Genomic DNA, 20,031 nt, shown 5'->3' with positions numbered 1-20,031 from the left:
TCTTTTTAAGACAGACTTCTGTCCTAAAAAATAAGGCCCCCTTCTAACTAATAGACTATGGGCAAATCATATGTGATTAATTCCTAAACCAATCGCCTCATGCTCAGATCCTTTTACAGGTGCACCAATCGTTCCATAAAGTGCAACAGCAACCCATTCGCCTTCTTTTTTTCCGTCGTATGGTGTACCGCGCACAATTGCAAAGCGAAGTCCTACTGTACGAAGAACGTCTGCTAACTGAATTTGACCTCTCGTCACTCCGTACAAAGCTTCCATAATTGCATGATAAAGTGCATGTGTTTCTCTGTAAACATCTGTTTCAATAACTCGGTTGCTCTTAGCCGCTGTTTCCATTGCTGCTACTACTTTTTGCGAATTCATAGAACCAACTTTCCCAGTACAATATTTCCAACCTTTTGGAATAGATAATACGGGACTTTCATTCTCATCCGCAAGTGCCAACAGCATAGCCATACGACCAATTCGATGTGTTCCTTGAAGAAGCATGTGACTCTCTCATTTCTTTTGAATTATTTGAATATTACTTAATTTAAGAATATATGAAAACGGTTAAATCGTCAATAGTTTAAAATATTATTCAAGAAATTTTTTATCCCTCTCATACTTGTGTACACAATTTATTTACAGATTTTTTTTAGACGTGCTATAGTCTCACTAACAGATACAAAGGGGCGAGATTTCAGTGGCGAAGCGAAAAGATATTCATTTTCGAATTGAAGAAAAATTACTTGCAAGGTTTGAATCGGCACTCCATTACGAAGCTTTAAAGAAAACAGACGTATTAACACATGCAATCCAACAATTTTGCATAAAGGTGGACTGTGAAAAAATGAATGATGTAAAACGCCAATACAACGTAAGTAGCCATTTACAAACACGTATCGATACGCATAAACATTTCGAAGAGAAACGAGTGAATGTAGATGAAGTCGTCATTGAACATTTACAACTCCAAGGGGAGGAAAAAATATTAGAGGTCGGGTGCGCTAACGGAAAATTCCTTTCCCTTTTGCAAACGAATGGTCATAAAGGACATCTAACCGGTTTTGATCAATCAGAAACTATGCTTTCTGAAGCCGCTATAACGAATAATATGATTGAATGGAAACTCGGTGATGCCAGTAAACTTCCTTTCGAAGCTAATTGTTATGATTGGGTAATCGCAAGGCATATGTTATACCACATGAAAGATGTCGAAAAAACTATTCAAGGATTCCATAAAATAATTCGTCCTGGCGGCGCCCTTTTAGCTACAACAAATTCTAAAGTTTCATTGCCTCGTATAGATGAAATGTGTAACAAAATGTTAGTCGCATTTGATTTACCAAAAACATCACCGTCAGCAGCTCCATTTTGTTTAGAAAATGGTAAAGAGCTATTACAATCTGTTTTTCCAACTGTTGAAGAAACAATTATTCATAATGCACTTGTTTTTCATCATGCCACTCCAATCGTAAACTATATTTCTAGCATGTTTCCGTCACTGAATATACCTGATAATATGTCTCTTCACACCGAAATGAAGGACTGGCTGAAAAAAGAAATAGAAAATGAATTAACAATTCATGACGGTATATGGAGCGATCCGAAAACGTTAGTGATTTATCGATGTAAAAAGGAAATAAGCTAGCATTTGCTAGCTTTTACACGTTTTCTGGTAACAGATTCTCCATCATCATATTGCCCTTTCCACTATAAAAATTTGTATTATGTTCATTTACTACTCCAAAATAGGAGGCAATCGCTAGTCCAAATGGCACAAATGCATGTCCTTGTGCTGTAATAATATTTGCGTGCTGTACAACTTCTGTATACACAAAATTTTCTACTGGAAAACAATCTAATTTTTGATAATCTATGGTCACTGTATAAGAGATTTCTTTTAGTAAACCTGCTCTTGCTAACGCATACGGTCCAGCACAAATCGCTGCCACTAATTTTCCTTGCTCAGAAAATTGACGAATAACTGAAAAAAGCAGTTTCGCCTCTTTCATATGTATTTCATCTCCGCCCGGAATGATAATCCCCTCATATTCTTCTACACGCACTTCACTTAATTCTATATGCGGCTGTACTTGTAAGCCTGTTTCACTTATAATCATTTCTTTTGTTAAACCCGCTGTAATGATTTCATATTTCTTTTTCAGCAATGCTGTTGCTACCGTTATTTCAAACTCTGCAAATGTCGGGTATACGAATAATAATATTTTTTTCATAGCCTTTTCTCCCTTAGCCACCCTATAAAATATGCCTCTAATTCGTCCACTGATAATATATTAGTGTCCACATAAGTTACGGGAAATTGTTTATACCATTCTTTTTCAACTTCTACTACTTTAAATTGTTCCTCAAATGTACTTCGATTTCTTGTCCTATCATTATTTCTCCTATCATACAAACTCTCTTTCGAAACATCTAAATAAAAAATTGCATCCGAACGGCATTCTCTTAATTTATACAATTCATCTTTTAATTCTGTTTCTATACCCCACTCTTTCCCTATCACTTTCGGATAAAAGAGTGTATAAAATTCAATATCTTCTGGCCCACGATCAAAAATCACGACTGAACTTTTCACATTTTGAAACTCTTTTATTTTTGCTTCAATAAACATTTTTTGATTTGTAATAAACCCCTCTTTTGTACACATATCCAAATTTAATTTTTTTCGCTTTTCTACAATTGGATAAGGATTTTCATATATAACTGAAAGCCCACATCGCTCTAAGCTTTTGGCCAATGTTGTTTTTCCACTTGCCATCGGTCCTTGAAGTGAAATTACGTATACCATCCCTCTCATTCCCTTTTCTTATTAATACATTGATAATATACAGAATTTTGAAAACTATCAACGAGATATATATCATCTTGTTTCTTATTCTTATCTAACTTATAATAAAAAATAGAGATTATGACGGACGCATCAATAATGTAAGCTTGGAAATCCAAGCTTACATTATTTTTTGCTTTCCCTTTTCTTATAAAAAGAGTATACTAGATTAGAACGTATGTTCTTAATAATTACATACAGTAAGGAGATAGAACAATGGTATACGACACAAAAGCAATTTCTTGGAATGAATCTTTAAAACAACTTCAACGCCGCTATACAAACAAACAAGTTGACCGAAAAGAATTTGAAAATATTGAACTGATGGAATTCTTCCGCGATAACGACTACATTCCTTTACCTACACATATAAGCGGCCTATCAACAACACGTTTTACTTCTTACTCTATTTTCACAACTGAAGATAAAGATCGTAAAGTTGGCACACTCATCATTGAATATGTAGAAAATGACAATGATATTTTATGTGTTGAACAACTATACTTCGTTTAAATCACAACGCTTGGTCAAAATGATCAAGCGTTCTTGCTTTCTATGAATCTCATTGCTTATAATATAAATAAAATACAAAATATTGCTTTCGTTAAAGGAGGGCATACAATTGCTTGAAGGATGGTTTAGTTGGTTTATAGTCGTTTGGACTGTTGTATTATTAGGGCTTATGTCCATTGGTGGATATTTCATGTTCAGAAAATTCCTAAAACGGTTACCAAAAGAAGACGGTATGTCCATTTTGGATTGGGAAGATCACTATATTAATAAAACGAGACACTTATGGGCTGACGAACAAAAACAATTGTTAGAAGAACTAGTAAGTCCCGTTCCGGAATTATTTCGCGATGTTGCTAAATCAAAAATTGCTGGGAAAATTGGGGAACTAGCATTACAAGAAAATGCCTCTAAAATTACACAAGATTTAATTATTAAAGGATATATCATCGCCACACCAAAGCGTGATCATAAATTTTTAGTTAAAAAACTACAAGAAAAAAAGATTGATTATTCGAATTATAAAACTTTACTTGCAAAATAATCTTCATTTTTTTCCTATTTTCAACAAGTTAACATCAATGGTAAACGTTTTATACGTCGTGGTTGGGACAGAAGGTGCTAACAATACCAATAAAAAATACAGCGTCAAAGACGCTGTATTTTTTATTTTATCCATATACAATTTTCACGTTAATTTCATATCTTTTTCATTATAAAAACCGTCTTCTTTTTCCATTTCCTTCTGTAATTTTGTAAAGGAACGGTACATTGCAATTCTCCATGAAACAATCATTGCAAACGCAAGTAAGAAGAACATACCACTAAGTTGTCCTAAATCAAGAGATTGACTTAAGTATGTTTTAAACACGATACGCACTACAAGTAATCCAATTAAAATAAATACAAATGCTTTTGAACGCTTCAAATAAATCTCTTGTCCGCGTATTTCAAATTTAGATGTTTTAATAAGAAAAATGGAGAAAAATAGACCAACGACAATCGCTTCTAACATTTCTGCTGGAGTTAATCGAAACTCTGGAAAAACATACATCAATGCTCCCGTGCTCATAAAAAACGGTGGGAGTATAATTTTTTTCAATGTTGCAGGTTTCTTAGCTGCTTTTAAACGAATAAACATCGCACCGACAGCCATACAAACAGCAACGATACTTGATAACAGAACTATGTTCATATTTTCTCATCCTTTTTTGTGGCTATATGAAAAATATAATTTCATTATATGCTTTTCCGTTAGTATTTCCAACATTTTCACAGAATAATACTAAAAACCGGTAAATCCACCAAATAAACTTGAGAAATATACGATGATTTTCGTCATCCAATTAAAGTATAGGAAGATTCCCATGACAATCATAATGTATCCTCCGACTTTCATGAACGCCATACTATTTCTTTTAATCCAAGACATTTTCGTAATAAAGAATGAAAGTACGAAAAAGGGAATCGCAAATCCAAGTATGTAAGCAATCATATAAATCATTGCCGATTCTGGATTTGTTGCCGCTAATCCAATTACAGACACTAATATAGGCCCAGTACAAGGTGTCCATCCAGCAGCAAATGCCAATCCAATTAAAACTGAACCAAAATAACCACTCGGACGGTTTTTAAAAGCAAATTTACGATCTTGCATTAAAAACTTCGGCTTAAATACACCGACAATAATAAGACCGAATACGATGATAAATATACCACCTAACTGTCTAATTAAATCTTTATAATCCGTAAAAACTCCTCCGATAAAACTTGTACCAAATCCAATTGCGATAAATATAATAGAAAACCCAAGTAAGAAAAACGCTGTATGTATCATACTTCTTTTGCGAAGCATTGCATTTTCTTCTTTCAATTCAGAAACCGACATACCTGTTATGTATGATAAAAATGCCGGATAAAGCGGTAAGCAACATGGGGATATAAATGATAAGAACCCAGCTCCAAACGCTAAAAAAATACTAATATCTTGCATTATTCCACTGCTACTAAAAATATAGACAAATGTACATTCTTAGAGTATTCCTGCTTCTGCGTGTCCTGTCTCGCCACTAATTCGCTACTACAGTTTGCTGTAACACTCCACAGGCGTAAATTCCGATGTAGCCCACCGTACATATATACAATCTATTTACGTTAGTATTGTATATTTTTTTGCTTGTAAAAGGTTGATTGACGCGTTCAAATCTCTATCTATTACATTTCCACAGTCACATTCGTATACTCGGTCGGACAGCTTTAAGTCTACTTTCTTTTGACCGCAACATGAGCATAACTTTGACGAGGGATAGAATGTATCTACTTGACGTAGTTCGATTCCATATTCCTCACATTTCGTCAATAACCATGTTTTAAATGTATAAAAGCACTGCTTAGCAACTGCTTTAGATAGATGTTTGTTCTTCATCATACCTTTCACATTCAAATCCTCCACTGTAATAAACGTTGGCTTGGTTTTCACCACATCATTTACAATAGACTTTACATACGCTAATCGAATATTTGCGAGCCGGGCATGTAGTTTTTGCACCCTAAGAATGTTTTTCTCTATATTCGCTCTTTTGTTAGTAACAGATTGTTCACCTCTCTTTTTTATATTTTCAAATTTACGTGATAAAGAACGTTGCTCACGTCTTAACCGTTTTTCTATCTTTTTTACTTGTATTGTTTTGTTGATGTTTTCATGAACGATACCATCGCTACGTATAGCGAAATCCTTCACCCCTAAATCAATACCTAAACCTGTTTGATTGAGTATTGGCTTCGTTTCTGCTTCTTTCCATTCGCAAAGCACAGATACAAAATATCTTCCTGCTCTTTTACCTATCGTTCCACTTTTTACAATCGCATTTTTGGGGATATACCCATATTCTTTTAACCTCATCCAACCAATCGTTGGAACTTTTACTCTATGTCTTTCTACTGTCCAATCTGTTTTGTTATTTTTCGGAAAATAGCACTTCACATCTTGCTTCTTCTTTTTCTTATATCGTGGAAACTTAGATAAACCCTTAAAAAACCGCTTAAAAGCTTTATCTCCATTCATAATGGCTTGTTTTACAGCTTTACTCGACACTCCTTTTATCCACTGGTCACATTCTTTTGTATAGACATTGTTCAACCATTTTGAAAAGTCATACCCACCTAGAAACTTTCCTTCGGCTTCATACAACTCTTTGTTTTTAGAGATATACATGTTGTAAACATATCTACACACACCAATAGTCTGATTTATTCGGGTTATTTGTTCTTTTGTTGGATGGATTTCTATTAGATATGCTTTTTTCATAGCTCTTCATCCTCCGACATTTTCTTTTGTATTTCCTCAATCCATATACCCTACAACTACATACATGAATGATAGATATCAAATACTGAGCAAGTTCTTCTTGTGGAGACAACTTTTCATTAGTAACAATGATAACTTTGACTCCCATCTTATGAAGAAATCCCTCAAACCAGTCATAACCAAAACGAACAAACCTATCTTTGTGTGTGATGACGATGGTTGAAACATTTCTCTCCATGCAGTCATCAAGCTTATGTTTTACTACGTATGTCCACGTTTACCTATGTTTTCACTTACCGTTGTTTCCTCCTCTCCCTAAATATTGTAGCAAAAACATATAAAAATACTATGAACAATTCGTGAAATCACTTTAGCAACGTGACAATAAGAAAAACTACCCTTTCAAACAGTTTCTAAAATAACGTTTTCATTTCCTTCTATTATATAGAAAAATCTCAATTAGACTACAAAACCTCTCTAATGTTATTAACATAACAAAGATAACATAGTTTCTCAAATGATTAGCATATTACTAGTACGTCTATTTACATATTGCTTAAAAAATATTTTTTTCAAATGCTGTCTTTATACAATACAAAGCTGATTTTACAATACTTCTATTATTACTAATTTCAAGATTATGCATAAATATCATACTTTTATTATTATTCTATAAAATTTTGCACTTTTCTTTCATTTGACCCTTCATTTTTAATTTTGTATACTCCCTCTAGTTATATATGTCCGTTACGGAACAATTTCATATAGATGGGAGGAATTTTTCATGCTTCGTTATTCTCTTTTAGTTTTATTAGGAGCGTGTAGTTATGGGGTTTTAGCTATTTTTGTTAAACTTGCATATGCAGAAGGATTTTCACTTGGAGAGGTAATTGGTAGCCAGTATTTGTTCGGTTGGATTATTTTACTTGCTATTACACTTCTATTTTCTAGACATCGTGTTCCACTAAAACAAATGTTAATTTTATTCGTCGCAGGAACGTCTGCAAGTTTTACCGGGATTTTTTACTACGCTTCTTTAAAAACTGTACCAGCTTCTATTGCAATTATACTTTTATTCCAGTTCGTTTGGGTTGGAATTATCATTGAAGCAGTCTCAACAAAAACATTACCTTCAAAAGAAAAAGTTATTTCAGTAATCTTCTTACTTGTAGGTACATTTTTATCAAGTGGGTTATTAGAAACATCAGCTGGTGATTTCGATACGACTGGAATCATTTTAGGCTTATTATCTGCTGTTACATTTGCAACATACATTTTCGTCAGTGGTAAAGTTGCCCTTGAAGTACCTTCATTACCACGCGGTGTCCTTTTAATGACTGGCGCTTTAACTTTAGTCATGATCGTATTCCCGCCAACATTTATTTTTAATGGAGCGATTTCTCAAGGCCTTTGGAAATATGGCTTAGGATTAGGAATATTTAGTATCGTTATTCCGTCCATTGCCTTTACAATCGGTATTCCAAAAATCGGGTCTGGCTTAGCAACTATTCTTGGTGCAGCAGAACTGCCAGTTACAACAATTATGTCTGTATTCGTTTTAAAAGAAGCTGTACTATCTTCACAATGGGTCGGTGTATCACTTATTTTAATCGGTATTGCAATCCCGCAAATTGCATATGCAATGCGTGGACGTTATAAAAAACAGCATACTCATAAAAAAGTTGCAGCATAAAGTGAAACTTTAATCAGTGGGGGTTTTGTTCATCCCCACTGATTATTAGCCTTCACCAATCGGGCATTTATGGGCAGTTGATCTCCCACTTAACTTCTTTGCTTCAGCCGAATTTTGAGGTGGGAGTTTTACTGCCCGTTAATGCGGGATAAACGAGAGAGGATTTTCATTTGAAAATCCTCTCTTTTATTATTGTGTTATATAATGAATACAAATACTTCACTTAAGAAAGAGGGGGATAATAAGTGGCATCCATTCCAAATCAATTAACAGAAAAACTTATTTCCATTCGTCGGCATTTACACGAATATCCAGAACTATCGTACGAAGAATTTGAAACGACAAAAGCAATAAAAAATTGGTTAGAAGAAGCTAATATTACTATTATTGATTCCAATTTAGAAACAGGAGTTATCGCTGAAATTTCTGGTAATAAAAACGGACCGGTTGTAGCGCTTCGTGCTGATATCGATGCCCTTCCTATCCAGGAAGAAACAGACCTTCCATACACTTCAAAAATACAAGGTAAAATGCATGCTTGTGGGCATGATTTTCATACAGCTGCTATGTTGGGTGTGGCTTACTTATTAAAAGAAAAAGAAGCTTCTCTTAACGGAACTGTTCGCTTTATATTCCAAGCTGCTGAAGAAAGTGGAAACGGAGCATGTAAAGTTGTTGAAGCTGGACATTTAAAGAATGTACAAGCCGTGTTTGGTATGCATAATAAGCCCGATTTACCAGTAGGTACAATCGGTATTAAAGACGGTCCACTAATGGCTGGAGTAGATCGATTTGAAATTGAAATTCATGGTGTTGGGACACATGCAGCTGTGCCTGATGCCGGCGTCGATCCTATCGCTGCATCATCTCAAATCGTTATGGCACTTCAAACAATTGTAAGCCGAAATATTAGTTCTTCTCATAACGCTGTCGTAAGTGTAACAAACATTCATTCAGGGAATACATGGAACGTTATTCCTGAAAAAGCTACATTAGAAGGAACTGTTCGTACATTCCAAGCTGAAACACGTGAAAAGATTCCGGCATTAATGGAACGTATCATTAAAGGCGTTTCTGATGCACTAGGTGTAAAAACAGTATTTCGATTTTACCCAGGTCCTCCTGCTGTTCAAAACGATAAAGTACTCACTGATCTTTCTATTCAGATTGCAGAGAAAATGAATCTAAACGTTATCTCTCCTACACCATCAATGGCAGGAGAAGATTTTTCTTTTTACCAACAAGAAATACCAGGTTCATTCGTCTTTATGGGAACAAGTGGTACACATGAATGGCATCATCCAGCTTTTACAGTAGATGAAAAAGCATTGCCTATTAGCGCGGCGTATTTCGCCTTATTAGCCGAAGAAACTATTCATCAATTATTACAAGCAAAAAGCCGTTAAGTTACCCTTAACGGCTTTTTGCTTATGCTGTTAAATCTCGTTTTGTAAATACAGTATAGGAAACCCCTAAAAATACAGCTAAGTATAGAAGAAGCATACAAGAAGCAAATGGGAATGTTACTCCATCAATAAAGCTTCCACCCTTTGAAAGCCCATATAAATCTGTATTCGCTGGTAATAAATATTTCGCCCATTCATATCTTGCTGCCGGAATTAGCGCTATTCCCCCTGATAATGCAAGAAATAAAGAAATCCCGATTGCACCTCCGCTCGATCTCGTTAAAACGGAAATCATAAAGGCAAATGCAGCATACACAAGAGTTGGTAACCAAGATAAAATATAATATTTACTTGCTTCTACGAAAATATTTTGTTTTATTATATTTCCATTTTGAGTGACAAATTCAGTCCAAGATGGTTGTTGGAATTTATAAATAATTAGCCCACATAATGTTGAAAAAATCATATTAAAGATAAATAATAATGCCGCAAATATAACGATGGCCAAAAATTTCGATGTTAAAATTTTAAATCTGCTCGCTGGACGAATCGTTAAAAACTTATATGTTCCCCAGCTATATTCATTCGCAAAAATTGTACTCGCATACACGAGAATAAACGGAAGTAAAATAGGGAAAATAATAAAACCAGTATCTCTCATGAAAGAAAGTGGCGAACTACTTGCTGGCGCTGTATTCGTATCTAAATGCTTCATTTTAAGCTGGTATTCCTTTACAAGCTCGTCTCCTGAATTTTCTGTTAAAATATCCTCTTTTTTCATGCCTAGCTTTTTCTCAATTTCTACAGTGCGTTCTGTATAATCCGCTTTCCACCCTTTTGTTTCTGGCTCTAAATACTTTACCGTAACCCATCCTAACCCAATAATTAATACCGCAATAACTGCAAAAGGAATAATCGTTCGCTTTCGCTTAAATATTTTATACAGCTCGTTATAAACTAAATTAAACAATATCTTTTCCCCCTGTTAATTCTAAAAACTGCTCTTCTAGCGTTTTTCTTTCTTCATATACACGATAAACTTGAATATTTTTCTCCATCAATGTACGAAGAATATTTGGAATTTCTTCATCTTTCACGTTTATAATTAATTCGTTTTCTTTTACTAAAACATCGTATTCTAAAATCTCTGCCGCTTTATTGGCATCATCTACACGTATATGTATTTCTTCTGTTTCTTCCTTTTTATCACTTTGAATATTTTGTGTTGCGACATATTCTCCGTGCTGAATAATAATAACCCTGTCACACATTAATTCAACTTCTGAGAGTAAGTGACTAGAGACAAGAACAGCTTTTCCTTGTTCATGTGCAATTTTTTTTATGTACATCCGCATCTCATGTATACCACTAGGATCTAATCCGTTCGTTGGTTCGTCTAGTATTAATACATCCGGATTATGTATAAGTGCCTGAGCAATTCCTAAACGTTGTCTCATACCGAGTGAATATGCTTTTACTTTACGGTTAATTACTTGTCCCATTCCTAATAGTTGCACAACTTCATCGATACGCTCTTCAGTCACATTTCCATTCATTCGTCCGAAATATGTTAAATTTTCATAGCCGCTTAAGAAAGGATAAAATTCTGGTGTCTCAATTACAGCGCCAATTTTCGCAGCAGTTTTTTCAAATTGCTGTTTTACAGATTGACCATCAATCCATACTTCTCCTTCTGTCATACGAATCATTCCGACCATCATTCGCATTAATGTCGTTTTTCCAGCACCATTTGGTCCTAATAAGCCAACTACTTCACCTTTTTTCACTTCAAAACTAATATTTTCTACTAACGTCTTTGAACCAATTCGCTTTGTTAATCGATCAACTTTTACGATCGCTTGCTCATTTATCATTCCATACAACCTTTCTTCTTAACTCTTTTTTTCAGTTCTTCCCACTGTATCATGATTAATAACATGTGTAAAATGAAGAAAAAGCCATGATTTCTCATGCCTTTTTCCTTGTTTCATATGACTTTTCACCCTTTAACCTTTGTGTAAACCTACAACATTGCCACATTGATATTATAATGACGGTTATCATAACAACTGCTGTTACCATTATCGCATACGTCGTAATCGGTGCATTTGTTACTCCTTGGATTCCTACTGTTTTCATAAAAATAATAATAAATAATTTCAAAAATAACATACCATGAATTAATCCGAAAACGAAAGCTCCTCCGTAAATTAATAATTGCTCATAACACAATAAACATAACATTTCTTTTCTCGTCATATTCACTACTTCATACGATTTAAACTCCTCTCTTCTTACCTGTAAAAAAGAGGCTGTCATTTTATAAGTAATGAAAATACATACAAAAACTCCAAATAGAAACATAGCATAAAACCACTTTACAAATATAAGTGTATATCCCGCTTTACTTATTACAGCTTCATTGAATCGGAATGATATCATAAAAAAACAAATCATTGTATTCATAGCAATCCACGTAAATTGTTTTAACCTTTTGGTAGCAAATGTTTGTATATTTTTTCTCGCTAACCGACATAAAGACATAGATCCCTTCCCCTACCTTACTTCATAACATACGCATTCTATACTACTAGTGTATAAAAATATGACATTTTAAACATCGCACTACAATCGGAATCTTTACTAAGCCTTTAGTCCTAGAAACCAAGCATATTTACCTCTTTAGCATTGAACAAAAAAACAAAAAACGGAAATGCACTTTAGTTACATTTCCGTTTTTTGTTTAACGAGGTGAATCTTTATATAACTTAATTATCATGACTGCCTTGTAACTTCATCAACTATTCAGCCTTCGCATCTTCCACTTCAATCCTTTTTTTCTCTCTTGCAATTTTCAAAAACTCTAACAACTCTGGATTGTTATTCATTTTTTTATAAGCCACTGACATTTCTGCAACAAAATTAGAATCACATAACTCTTTATATACAACTTCTGTTTTATACAATTTATTTGCGGATACAGGTATTACTGTAATTCCAATACCTGCTGCTACAAGCCCCATGACAGTTTGATACTCCGTTGCTTCTTGTACAATGTGCGGACTAAAACCGACATCGCGGCATAGCGATAAAATTGTATCGTATAACGCTGGCCATACTGGTCTCGTAATAAATACGAAAGGTTCATCCCTTAAATCTTCGATATGTATTTCGTCCTTTTCAGCAAGCGGATGTGCCTTCGGTAAACATAACGTACACGACAGTTTTTGAATTGGTTCTAACTCAAGTAATTGCGTTGGAATTGGCGGACGTAAAAATCCAATATCAATTCGATTATCATGAAGTGCATGCACCTGATCCGGTGTTGACAATTCATGTAATGCAACAGACACTCTTGGAAATTTCTTTCTATACTCCCTGACGATTGACGGTAAAATATCATATATCGCCGCACCTACAAAACCAATTGAAAGTGATCCAACTTCTCCCCTTTGAGCACTTTGTGCAACTTCTACTGCTTTTTCAATTTGTTCAAACGCTTTTTTCACTTCTTTTAAAAACATTTCTCCTGCTTCTGTTAATTCAACCTTTCTCTTCGTTCTTGAAAATAACATAACTCCCATTTCTTTTTCTAATTGCTGAATTTGTTGACTAAGCGGTGGTTGTGTCATTTGTAGACGAGCAGCCGCTCGTCCAAAGTGCAATTCCTCTGCCACTACAACAAAATATTGCAAATGCCGTAATTCCATTTTGGACACCCTTTTCATTTTCGATTAATACATCTAATATATTAATAACATATAATTTATATATTAGACAAATATTTCGAATGAACGTATAGTAGAAATTGTGAATTATTTTTTACAATTTTTATGTAAAAAACAAAAAGGTGGTTACTGTATGAAATGGTGGAAGTTAAGCGGACAAATTTTATTATTATTTTGTTTCGCTTGGACAGGTGAATGGATTGCAAAACAGGCACACCTCCCAGTTCCAGGAAGTATAATCGGTATTTTTTTATTATTAATCTCATTAAAATTTAACATAGTGAAAAAAGAATGGATACAAGACGGTGCAGACTTTTTATTAAAAGAACTTATTTTATTTTTCATCCCTTCTGCAGTCGCTGTCATTCGTTACAAAGATACATTATCACAATATGGAATCGATCTCATTTTGATTATCGTGATTAGTACACTTTGTGTCACTCTCGTAACAGGACTTTTAACAGAATTGCTATTAAAGCGGAAAGGATCAACACAATGATCGGCTTTCTTTGTTTACTATTAACACTATTCACATATTGGGTATCTAAAAAAATGTATCAACGCTGGAATTGGAGCTTACTTTCTCCCCTTCTTGTATGCCCAATCATTTTAATTGCTTTATTACTCGGATTAGATACACCATACGAAACCTACGAATCTGGTAGTCATTGGCTAACAGAATTATTAAAACCTGCTACAGTTGCTTTCGCATGGCCAATCTATAAACACTTTAATTTATTAAAAAAACATGGAACGGCCATTTTAATTAATGTCATTGTTGGTTCATTTCTATCGGTTATTACTTCCGCACTATTAGCTGATTTTTTTCAAATTGACTCTACAATAGAACAAAGTTTAGCACCACACATTGTAACAACACCTATTGCAATGGCTATTTCAGAAATGATTGGCGGCATGTCACAATTAACAGCCGTTTTCGTCGTATTAACTGCCTTAACTGGAGCATTACTCGGCCCTACGCTCATACGCATATGCCGTATTAAAACAGCTCTCGCAAAAGGTATAATGCTAGGTACTAGTGCGAATGGAACCGGAACATCAAAAGCATTTGAAATCGGTCCTGTAGAAGGTACAATTGCAAGTTTATCAATGCTTTTAACTGCTGGAGCTAGTTTAGTTATTGTTCCACTTTTTTTATCTTGGATACACTAAAAAAAGCAAGTACTTACACACTTGCTTTTTCATTTATATATCGGTATATTAGCTCGTAATCCTCCGGAAAAGCTAACGATAATTTTCCAACTTCATGTATCCCTTTCCAATCAATCTCATGTATTAACTCATCCGGATCTTGGATTTTCATATTACCGCCTATTTTTTTAACAAAGTAATAATGAACATACACCGGAATCCCGTATGTAATACCTTTTTTTTCGTATATTTTATTTACAACCTCCACATTGTAACCTGTTTCCTCCCAAACTTCTCGAATACAACATTCTTCTAGTGTTTCTCCCTTTTCAAGTCCTCCACTTGGGACAGACCACCTTTTTTCTTCCCCTTCTTTTCCTTGCAATACCATTAAAATTTCATTTCTTTCATTCATACAAATAGCTGCCGTACCTATCCATCTTTCCATATACATACATCCCTCCCCTACTAAAATTCGCCTTCTTTTTTATTCCCCCTTTAAAAAAAGAGGAAATAAGTAAAAAGATGCCGAAAGTTTACATCAACTTCATGAGCAGTCCCTTCTTAGAAATTCAATATGGAAGGATGAAATTATGATTTCTAAATATGTTGTGGAGTGTGTCTTTTGTGAAGAAAATCGAAAACCTCGGCAAGCCATTGTCACAGTGCCTGCTACTTCTAAGCTACTAGCTATTCAAAAAGTACGGGCTGAATGTAAACGTCGCTTCGGAAAAACTTTATTATTGCAAACAGAAATTAAAGAAGACTTACTCATTGAACAAAAAGAAAGCTGACCATAAATTGGCCAGCTTTCTTATCCGATCATATTTTCACATGAAGATTAGGGGCATCCTCTTTAAGGATCGGGATTTACCCATTATGTGCGTTCCATAATGGTCATCGAACAATATATTTCTATACAATAAACTATTGAATAGAATAGGGCAAAACTTGTTCGCATTTTTAGAAAAGGGATAGGGATATAATTCAAGTAATACTTCGAATACTCGAACTTTACACTCATTATATTAAAGCAAATCCTTTTATATGAGAAATATGAATTACTTACATAATTCATTCGTAAAATATATTAATAGTTTTCTTTACTCTACTAACAACATACATCCAGCTAGTATCGATGTCATAATCATTGCCACATATTCCCCCTCCAATTTCCTATCATATGCGCACTTCTATACAAACAAAAAGCATCCTAAATGGATGCTCTTTCTACTTCTCTATATTGATACTATGTATTTACTCTTGATTAATCAAAATAACAGCTGGACCAGAAACAACTACTCCGGCCACTTCTATCTTTTCAAATTCCATCACTGTAATAGATATAACCCCTTCTCTTTCCATCAATTCCTTACTCAGGACTTCAGTCGGTATTGATTTCACCGCCCTACCTCCTTTTCATTTTATACTAAATTACAAAAACTACCCAATACCTCTAAATATATGCATCACCTCCACTTTCATTCCTTATTCCAGTCAAAATTCACATCCCCTTTCTATAACATATTGAAAAATAAAAAAGCACTCGCCAAAGCGAATGCCTTTCCATTATTTACTCTCTATTACTTTTAACATTCTATTAATAAATGCTGCCGATTCCCCACGTGTTGCAAAACCTTTTGGCATAAACTCATTATTCTCATTCCCTTTTACGATACCTAACCCATAAACACGTTGAACCGCCTGTTTATCATACGCTAAATTTTGATCCGTAAATGGTAATGAAACTAAATTACCTTTAATATTTTTGTATTGCAATGCACGATCAATCATAATGACAGCTTCATCACGTTTAATCGTATCATTCGGAGCAAATATATCATTTCCTCGTCCACTTATAATCCCAGCACTAGCTGCACGATTAATACCATCTACTAACGATGAATGGGCTGTGCTTAAATCTTTGAAATTCGATTTTCCCTCTGGTAATTGCAATGATCTTGAAACTAAATTAGCAAATTCACCACGTGTTACAAGACGTTCTGGCCAGTAAGAACCCTTTCCGTCTCCAACCATAATACCTCTTTTATCTAATTCACGAATATCTGCTTCATACCAACCGCCAGTTATATCATCTTTATGATTCGCATCATAATAAGCTTTCGTTCCCTGTAAAAATGGCTCCCACGCATTATTCTTTATCATAATGGCCGGACAATTCTTTCCGCTCCAAAATTGATGTTTTTTCACATTTTCTAAAGGAACATTTAATTCCCCCATTAAATATGCTGCTAGTTTGCGAGCATTTTCCACAGCTTTATTATAATCACCATCTTGGTTGACAGCAATTTCAATTGCAATTGATTCTCTATTACCAGGTCCTTCTGCTCCATCTCCAGCATGCCAACCATTTTCATTTAATGGTAAATGTTGATAAATTTCTTTATCATCTACTGTAAAATGCCAAGATGCTGAACGATCAGTCGTTCCTGTTGCTTGGCTGTATAAATATTGTGCATGGTTTCTAGCATTTGCTCCAACACTATAATTATCTGTCTCATGAATTGTAATGTATTTTGGTTTCATCGCATAACCTGGACGAATATTTTCATTACCTGTTGGTACAATCATTTCCTTTAATGGTACACCGTAAATATCCGTTGTTTTCTCTGCTGATGGCGCTGCATACATAACCGCTGCACGTTTCGTACGAGTTGGAGTTGTGCTTTGAATAAGAGATGCTTTTGTACCCTCAAATTTTGCTGAAGGTGAATAAATCCATTTCACCTCATTATCTATTTGGACTTGGAACCACTCTTCAACTTGTCCAATTGCAATAATTGTTTGCGGTTGTAACACTTTCTCATCTTTATATGAATTAAATGGTGCGGAATATGTAGCTGTCTCTTCATTAATTACTAACTTTTCGTTTGCCAAGCGATAAACTTCCTTAACCTCTACATTTCCTTCACTACTTTGTATCCACCCAGCTCCAGATTCTGTTTGTACATAGTAAGCGTTTCCTTTTCGTTTTTCGGCTTTCACTACTTGATTAGAAAACTGAACACCTGTCGCTTTTTGTAACTCAGCAGAATCAAATAACGATGCTGAACCTATTATATGTACAAGAAAATCTCCTTGCGTTTCATTTGTTATTCCTTTGCTCTCTCCACGTCCATCTTCATCTTTCATATGGCTTTCAATACTTTTTAAAGCTTGCTCGTCTGTTGAAATTGTTACGGTCTTTTCTACTGTGTCCGCATAGGAAAAACTTGGAATCGTTACCATACTAAATACAATTGATGCAGCTAAAACATTATAAAATCCTTTTTTCATATTAATTACTTAACACGTTTATATCTTAATTCGTGTTAACTTCCCTCCCTAATCTAAAAATTTTAAGGCTATCTAGCAAACTTCTAAATTAAATAACCCTTTACAATATAACAAACTCTATCTCATTCGTATAGATAGGAATGACTACTATTTGCCTACTTTTTCTATATTGGAATATAGAAAAGAAGCTATAAAAGATATAGCCTCTCCTCTCACTATTTCAATCTCGTTGTACCTTATACTCTATAACTCTACCATCTTTATCAAATTGCAAAACAAGACATTCACTATCTATAGGAATGAAACCACGTTCATTCCCAAGATAGTACAAAGTAGTAATTCCCTCTTCCCAACTTCTTGTTTCCATAGGGGGCCCTAATAATTTTGTGATTTCTTCGCTTGATTTCCCTATCAATTTATGCTGCTGTAATAGGTCATCTACCATATGTACTCGTTTTTCTTCATAATTTAACCACCGATCCTGATTAAAGTTTGAAGTATATTTATTTATACTTAATTGTACAGTGCATACTATCAATGGAATGAGACCTACCATCATTATAGTAAACAGTTGTTTCTTACCTTTATTACTTCTTGCCGAAACATGTAATATAAACTTTTGAATAATAACTAATAAAATAAAAGGCATTACTACCACAAACATACTCATTACACTCAATGGCACATGAACCATATCAATAACGAAAATAAACGCAATGTACATTAATATATACAAACAAAAATAAATGTACAACATTCCCCACAATATAGCGCTTTTACCTTTCTCCATCCAAATAACACCTTCTTTATCCCACTATTTGCGGACAGTTAGACTCCCACCTCAAAATTCGGCTGTACAGGGTAGGAGCCGGGTTGCCCATAAAACCCTACTGATTAAAATTTTACTTTATTTTCACTTGGCAACATAATTCATCTGGCCAATCATATCTTTAATCTTTTGTAGTTCTCGTGCTGTATATATTACTTTACTTGTTAAAACTTCATTTCTGAAAAACGTTACAATTTCCTCTCTATCTTTAAATCTCGGCAATTCTTCATTAGAAAGATCAATAACTGCTTTTCCGCTTTCATTTTCAAAATATACAATCGGTTTTACTTTTTCCTTTACAATATCTACTTGCATTTCTTCCAAACAATTATATAAAGTTTGAGATAGTATTTTCGCTTTATACGCTGGATTCCCTTCATTTCTTACTTGCATAGTTAATGAAGTTCCCTCCGTAATAAATTCAAGTGTCTCTTCTTTTTCAATTTCATGTTGATACTTACCAATTTCCTCCATCACAAATGAATATACACCAGCATTTTCTCTCGTTAAACCATGAATTAATGTCCCCGTCCATTCTTTCGTCTCAAGTAGATAAATGCCAGTTTTACATAAGATGAGGTGATGGATTCGATTATCATTTATGTCACGTTTATCTCTATATTTATTACTTCTCATAAAAACGTTCGGTATAATATGAAACTCTTCTTCTAGTAATATTCCTTGCTCAACGAAACCTCGCTTCATATATTGTAATGTTTCATGCGCATTCACTTCAGCACCATTTTTGGTATATTCTCGTAAATCCGCAATTAAATTTTGAAACATATGTATTTCACTACTATGCTTATCTTGCATTTCACTACGTTCTTTACTATGTTGAACAGCCAATTGATTTTTCATCATACGCATATTTTCAAGTTCTCTAGCTGTATTCACTTGTAAATCATTATATTTTTTCTGTTCCATATTCTTTAAAGTATCCTGTTGTTCTTTATGCCCTGTAATCGTAGCTGCAATCTCATTTTCATACGTTTCAATCGCTTGTTTCTTTTCAAACTCTACTTGCTGACTCTCTGATTCTAACTGTTTATTTTTATAAAACAGTACAAACACTACAGCTAATAATATTAAAATCCCACCTATTAGCACATACTCCATATTATTACTCCTCTATTTCATTTCCGATTATTTTTAAACATATACCAATTATATTATACTATGTTATCAATATATATTTCGTGAAAATTATATATTTTTAATAAAGTGAAACTTTAATTGGTGGGGGGTTTTTCCATCT

At 34.2% G+C, this 20,031-nt stretch carries 23 protein-coding genes and 2 pseudogenes; 8 read left to right on the top strand and 17 right to left on the bottom strand.

Annotated elements, in window-relative coordinates:
- Nucleotides 1-66: 66 nt before the first annotated feature.
- Entirely contained in the window at nt 67-507 is a 441-nt protein-coding gene (gene hutP, locus MKX77_RS06785; RefSeq protein ID WP_000926519.1) for a hut operon transcriptional regulator HutP, read from the bottom strand.
- 196 nt (nt 508-703) lie between these two features.
- Here hutP and MKX77_RS06780 point away from each other — a divergent pair, with 196 nt between their 5' ends.
- A complete protein-coding gene (locus tag MKX77_RS06780; protein WP_341306108.1) occupies nt 704-1,651 on the top strand; it encodes a class I SAM-dependent methyltransferase in 948 nt (315 codons plus the stop codon).
- A 13-nt stretch (nt 1,652-1,664) separates the two neighbouring features.
- On the opposite strand, the gene MKX77_RS06775 is transcribed toward MKX77_RS06780, so the two are convergent.
- On the bottom strand, nt 1,665-2,237 hold the full coding sequence (locus MKX77_RS06775; RefSeq protein WP_341306107.1) for a DJ-1/PfpI family protein: 573 nt from the start codon (nt 2,235-2,237) through the stop codon (nt 1,665-1,667).
- On the bottom strand, nt 2,234-2,812 hold the full coding sequence (locus tag MKX77_RS06770) for an AAA family ATPase (RefSeq protein WP_341306106.1): 579 nt from the start codon (nt 2,810-2,812) through the stop codon (nt 2,234-2,236). The genes MKX77_RS06775 and MKX77_RS06770 overlap by 4 nt, the downstream gene beginning before the upstream one ends.
- 255 nt (nt 2,813-3,067) lie before the next feature.
- Here MKX77_RS06770 and MKX77_RS06765 point away from each other — a divergent pair, with 255 nt between their 5' ends.
- Nucleotides 3,068-3,364: a hypothetical protein gene (locus MKX77_RS06765; RefSeq protein ID WP_341306105.1), complete on the top strand. Its 297-nt coding sequence runs from the start codon at nt 3,068-3,070 to the stop codon at nt 3,362-3,364.
- A gap of 109 nt (nt 3,365-3,473) precedes the next feature.
- Nucleotides 3,474-3,905 (top strand): DUF2621 domain-containing protein, encoded by a 432-nt coding sequence (locus tag MKX77_RS06760; RefSeq protein ID WP_341306104.1) that lies wholly within the window; start codon nt 3,474-3,476, stop codon nt 3,903-3,905.
- Nucleotides 3,906-4,049: 144 nt separating this feature from the next.
- On the opposite strand, the gene MKX77_RS06755 is transcribed toward MKX77_RS06760, so the two are convergent.
- From MKX77_RS06755 to MKX77_RS30615, 5 genes and pseudogenes are all read right to left on the bottom strand, one after another.
- Nucleotides 4,050-4,556, bottom strand: a complete 507-nt coding sequence (locus tag MKX77_RS06755) for a CcdC family protein (RefSeq protein ID WP_002160885.1) — start codon at nt 4,554-4,556, stop codon at nt 4,050-4,052.
- A gap of 90 nt (nt 4,557-4,646) precedes the next feature.
- Nucleotides 4,647-5,354: a cytochrome c-type biogenesis protein CcdA gene (ccdA, locus tag MKX77_RS06750; RefSeq protein ID WP_201031601.1), complete on the bottom strand. Its 708-nt coding sequence runs from the start codon at nt 5,352-5,354 to the stop codon at nt 4,647-4,649.
- A 156-nt stretch (nt 5,355-5,510) separates the two neighbouring features.
- Complete coding sequence (locus tag MKX77_RS06745) at nt 5,511-6,668, bottom strand: RNA-guided endonuclease InsQ/TnpB family protein (RefSeq protein WP_341306103.1); 1,158 nt, start codon at nt 6,666-6,668, stop codon at nt 5,511-5,513.
- Nucleotides 6,669-6,681: 13 nt separating this feature from the next.
- Nucleotides 6,682-6,900, bottom strand: a pseudogene (locus MKX77_RS06740) (IS607 family transposase); the annotation flags it as partial.
- Between the two features lie 83 nt (nt 6,901-6,983).
- A pseudogene (locus MKX77_RS30615) lies at nt 6,984-7,127 on the bottom strand (peptidase T).
- A 325-nt stretch (nt 7,128-7,452) separates the two neighbouring features.
- Here MKX77_RS30615 and MKX77_RS06735 point away from each other — a divergent pair.
- Nucleotides 7,453-8,361 (top strand): EamA family transporter, encoded by a 909-nt coding sequence (locus MKX77_RS06735; protein ID WP_341306102.1) that lies wholly within the window; start codon nt 7,453-7,455, stop codon nt 8,359-8,361.
- A 245-nt stretch (nt 8,362-8,606) separates the two neighbouring features.
- Nucleotides 8,607-9,767, top strand: coding sequence for a M20 peptidase aminoacylase family protein (locus MKX77_RS06730; protein WP_341306101.1), 1,161 nt, complete (start codon nt 8,607-8,609; stop codon nt 9,765-9,767).
- A gap of 22 nt (nt 9,768-9,789) precedes the next feature.
- Here the strand turns inward: MKX77_RS06730 and MKX77_RS06725 are convergent, their stop codons facing one another.
- The 4 genes from MKX77_RS06725 to alsR form a co-directional block, all read right to left on the bottom strand.
- A complete protein-coding gene (locus MKX77_RS06725) occupies nt 9,790-10,737 on the bottom strand; it encodes an ABC transporter permease (protein WP_341306100.1) in 948 nt (315 codons plus the stop codon).
- Nucleotides 10,730-11,641: an ABC transporter ATP-binding protein gene (locus MKX77_RS06720; protein ID WP_341306099.1), complete on the bottom strand. Its 912-nt coding sequence runs from the start codon at nt 11,639-11,641 to the stop codon at nt 10,730-10,732. The genes MKX77_RS06725 and MKX77_RS06720 overlap by 8 nt, the downstream gene beginning before the upstream one ends.
- A 94-nt stretch (nt 11,642-11,735) precedes the next feature.
- The gene (locus tag MKX77_RS06715; protein WP_341306098.1) at nt 11,736-12,311 is read right to left on the bottom strand and encodes an FtsX-like permease family protein; all 576 of its coding nucleotides are present in this window, start codon (nt 12,309-12,311) and stop codon (nt 11,736-11,738) included.
- 257 nt (nt 12,312-12,568) lie between these two features.
- On the bottom strand, nt 12,569-13,477 hold the full coding sequence (gene alsR / locus MKX77_RS06710) for an acetoin biosynthesis transcriptional regulator AlsR (RefSeq protein WP_002033496.1): 909 nt from the start codon (nt 13,475-13,477) through the stop codon (nt 12,569-12,571).
- Between the two features lie 151 nt (nt 13,478-13,628).
- On the opposite strand from alsR, the gene MKX77_RS06705 reads away from it, so the two are divergent.
- A complete protein-coding gene (locus MKX77_RS06705) occupies nt 13,629-13,994 on the top strand; it encodes a CidA/LrgA family holin-like protein (RefSeq protein ID WP_000872360.1) in 366 nt (121 codons plus the stop codon).
- Complete coding sequence (locus tag MKX77_RS06700; protein WP_215553844.1) at nt 13,991-14,668, top strand: LrgB family protein; 678 nt, start codon at nt 13,991-13,993, stop codon at nt 14,666-14,668. Before MKX77_RS06705 ends, MKX77_RS06700 begins: the two co-directional genes overlap by 4 nt.
- Nucleotides 14,669-14,681: 13 nt before the next feature.
- Here the strand turns inward: MKX77_RS06700 and MKX77_RS06695 are convergent, their stop codons facing one another.
- Nucleotides 14,682-15,095 (bottom strand): NUDIX hydrolase, encoded by a 414-nt coding sequence (locus MKX77_RS06695; RefSeq protein ID WP_215553845.1) that lies wholly within the window; start codon nt 15,093-15,095, stop codon nt 14,682-14,684.
- Nucleotides 15,096-15,240: 145 nt separating this feature from the next.
- Here MKX77_RS06695 and MKX77_RS06690 point away from each other — a divergent pair, with 145 nt between their 5' ends.
- Nucleotides 15,241-15,441, top strand: a complete 201-nt coding sequence (locus tag MKX77_RS06690; RefSeq protein ID WP_341306097.1) for a DUF3903 domain-containing protein — start codon at nt 15,241-15,243, stop codon at nt 15,439-15,441.
- Between the two features lie 463 nt (nt 15,442-15,904).
- Here the strand turns inward: MKX77_RS06690 and MKX77_RS06685 are convergent, their stop codons facing one another.
- From MKX77_RS06685 to MKX77_RS06670, 4 genes are all read right to left on the bottom strand, one after another.
- Nucleotides 15,905-16,051 carry a BC1881 family protein gene (locus MKX77_RS06685; protein ID WP_000836278.1) on the bottom strand — a complete coding sequence of 49 codons (147 nt, stop codon included), beginning with the start codon at nt 16,049-16,051 and terminating at the stop codon, nt 15,905-15,907.
- Between the two features lie 165 nt (nt 16,052-16,216).
- Entirely contained in the window at nt 16,217-17,944 is a 1,728-nt protein-coding gene (locus tag MKX77_RS06680) for an S-layer homology domain-containing protein (RefSeq protein WP_341306096.1), read from the bottom strand.
- A 220-nt stretch (nt 17,945-18,164) separates the two neighbouring features.
- A complete protein-coding gene (locus MKX77_RS06675; RefSeq protein WP_341306095.1) occupies nt 18,165-18,734 on the bottom strand; it encodes a hypothetical protein in 570 nt (189 codons plus the stop codon).
- A 123-nt stretch (nt 18,735-18,857) separates the two neighbouring features.
- A complete protein-coding gene (locus MKX77_RS06670) occupies nt 18,858-19,892 on the bottom strand; it encodes a nuclease-related domain-containing protein (protein ID WP_341306094.1) in 1,035 nt (344 codons plus the stop codon).
- Nucleotides 19,893-20,031 lie beyond the last annotated feature (139 nt).

The organism is Bacillus sp. FSL R9-9410 (assembly GCF_038050385.1).
Taxonomy (GTDB): Bacteria; Bacillota; Bacilli; order Bacillales; family Bacillaceae_G; genus Bacillus_A; species Bacillus_A cereus_U.
Note: the sequence above shows the minus strand (reverse complement) of the source record. Positions and strands in the feature narration are given on the sequence as shown.

Excerpts from the sequence above, each read along its gene's own strand:
- hutP (WP_000926519.1), bottom strand. The coding sequence starts at position 507 with ATGCTTCTTCAAGGAACACATCGAATTGGTCGTATGGCTATGCTGTTG.
- MKX77_RS06775 (WP_341306107.1), bottom strand. The coding sequence starts at position 2,237 with ATGAAAAAAATATTATTATTCGTATACCCGACATTTGCAGAGTTTGAA.
- MKX77_RS06770 (WP_341306106.1), bottom strand. The coding sequence starts at position 2,812 with ATGGTATACGTAATTTCACTTCAAGGACCGATGGCAAGTGGAAAAACA.
- MKX77_RS06765 (WP_341306105.1), top strand. The coding sequence starts at position 3,068 with ATGGTATACGACACAAAAGCAATTTCTTGGAATGAATCTTTAAAACAA.
- MKX77_RS06755 (WP_002160885.1), bottom strand. The coding sequence starts at position 4,556 with ATGAACATAGTTCTGTTATCAAGTATCGTTGCTGTTTGTATGGCTGTC.
- ccdA (WP_201031601.1), bottom strand. The coding sequence starts at position 5,354 with ATGCAAGATATTAGTATTTTTTTAGCGTTTGGAGCTGGGTTCTTATCA.
- MKX77_RS06745 (WP_341306103.1), bottom strand. The coding sequence starts at position 6,668 with ATGAAAAAAGCATATCTAATAGAAATCCATCCAACAAAAGAACAAATA.
- MKX77_RS06735 (WP_341306102.1), top strand. The coding sequence starts at position 7,453 with ATGCTTCGTTATTCTCTTTTAGTTTTATTAGGAGCGTGTAGTTATGGG.
- MKX77_RS06720 (WP_341306099.1), bottom strand. The coding sequence starts at position 11,641 with ATGATAAATGAGCAAGCGATCGTAAAAGTTGATCGATTAACAAAGCGA.
- MKX77_RS06715 (WP_341306098.1), bottom strand. The coding sequence starts at position 12,311 with ATGTCTTTATGTCGGTTAGCGAGAAAAAATATACAAACATTTGCTACC.
- alsR (WP_002033496.1), bottom strand. The coding sequence starts at position 13,477 with ATGGAATTACGGCATTTGCAATATTTTGTTGTAGTGGCAGAGGAATTG.
- MKX77_RS06705 (WP_000872360.1), top strand. The coding sequence starts at position 13,629 with ATGAAATGGTGGAAGTTAAGCGGACAAATTTTATTATTATTTTGTTTC.
- MKX77_RS06700 (WP_215553844.1), top strand. The coding sequence starts at position 13,991 with ATGATCGGCTTTCTTTGTTTACTATTAACACTATTCACATATTGGGTA.
- MKX77_RS06695 (WP_215553845.1), bottom strand. The coding sequence starts at position 15,095 with ATGGAAAGATGGATAGGTACGGCAGCTATTTGTATGAATGAAAGAAAT.
- MKX77_RS06690 (WP_341306097.1), top strand. The coding sequence starts at position 15,241 with ATGATTTCTAAATATGTTGTGGAGTGTGTCTTTTGTGAAGAAAATCGA.
- MKX77_RS06680 (WP_341306096.1), bottom strand. The coding sequence starts at position 17,944 with ATGAAAAAAGGATTTTATAATGTTTTAGCTGCATCAATTGTATTTAGT.
- MKX77_RS06675 (WP_341306095.1), bottom strand. The coding sequence starts at position 18,734 with ATGGAGAAAGGTAAAAGCGCTATATTGTGGGGAATGTTGTACATTTAT.
- MKX77_RS06670 (WP_341306094.1), bottom strand. The coding sequence starts at position 19,892 with ATGGAGTATGTGCTAATAGGTGGGATTTTAATATTATTAGCTGTAGTG.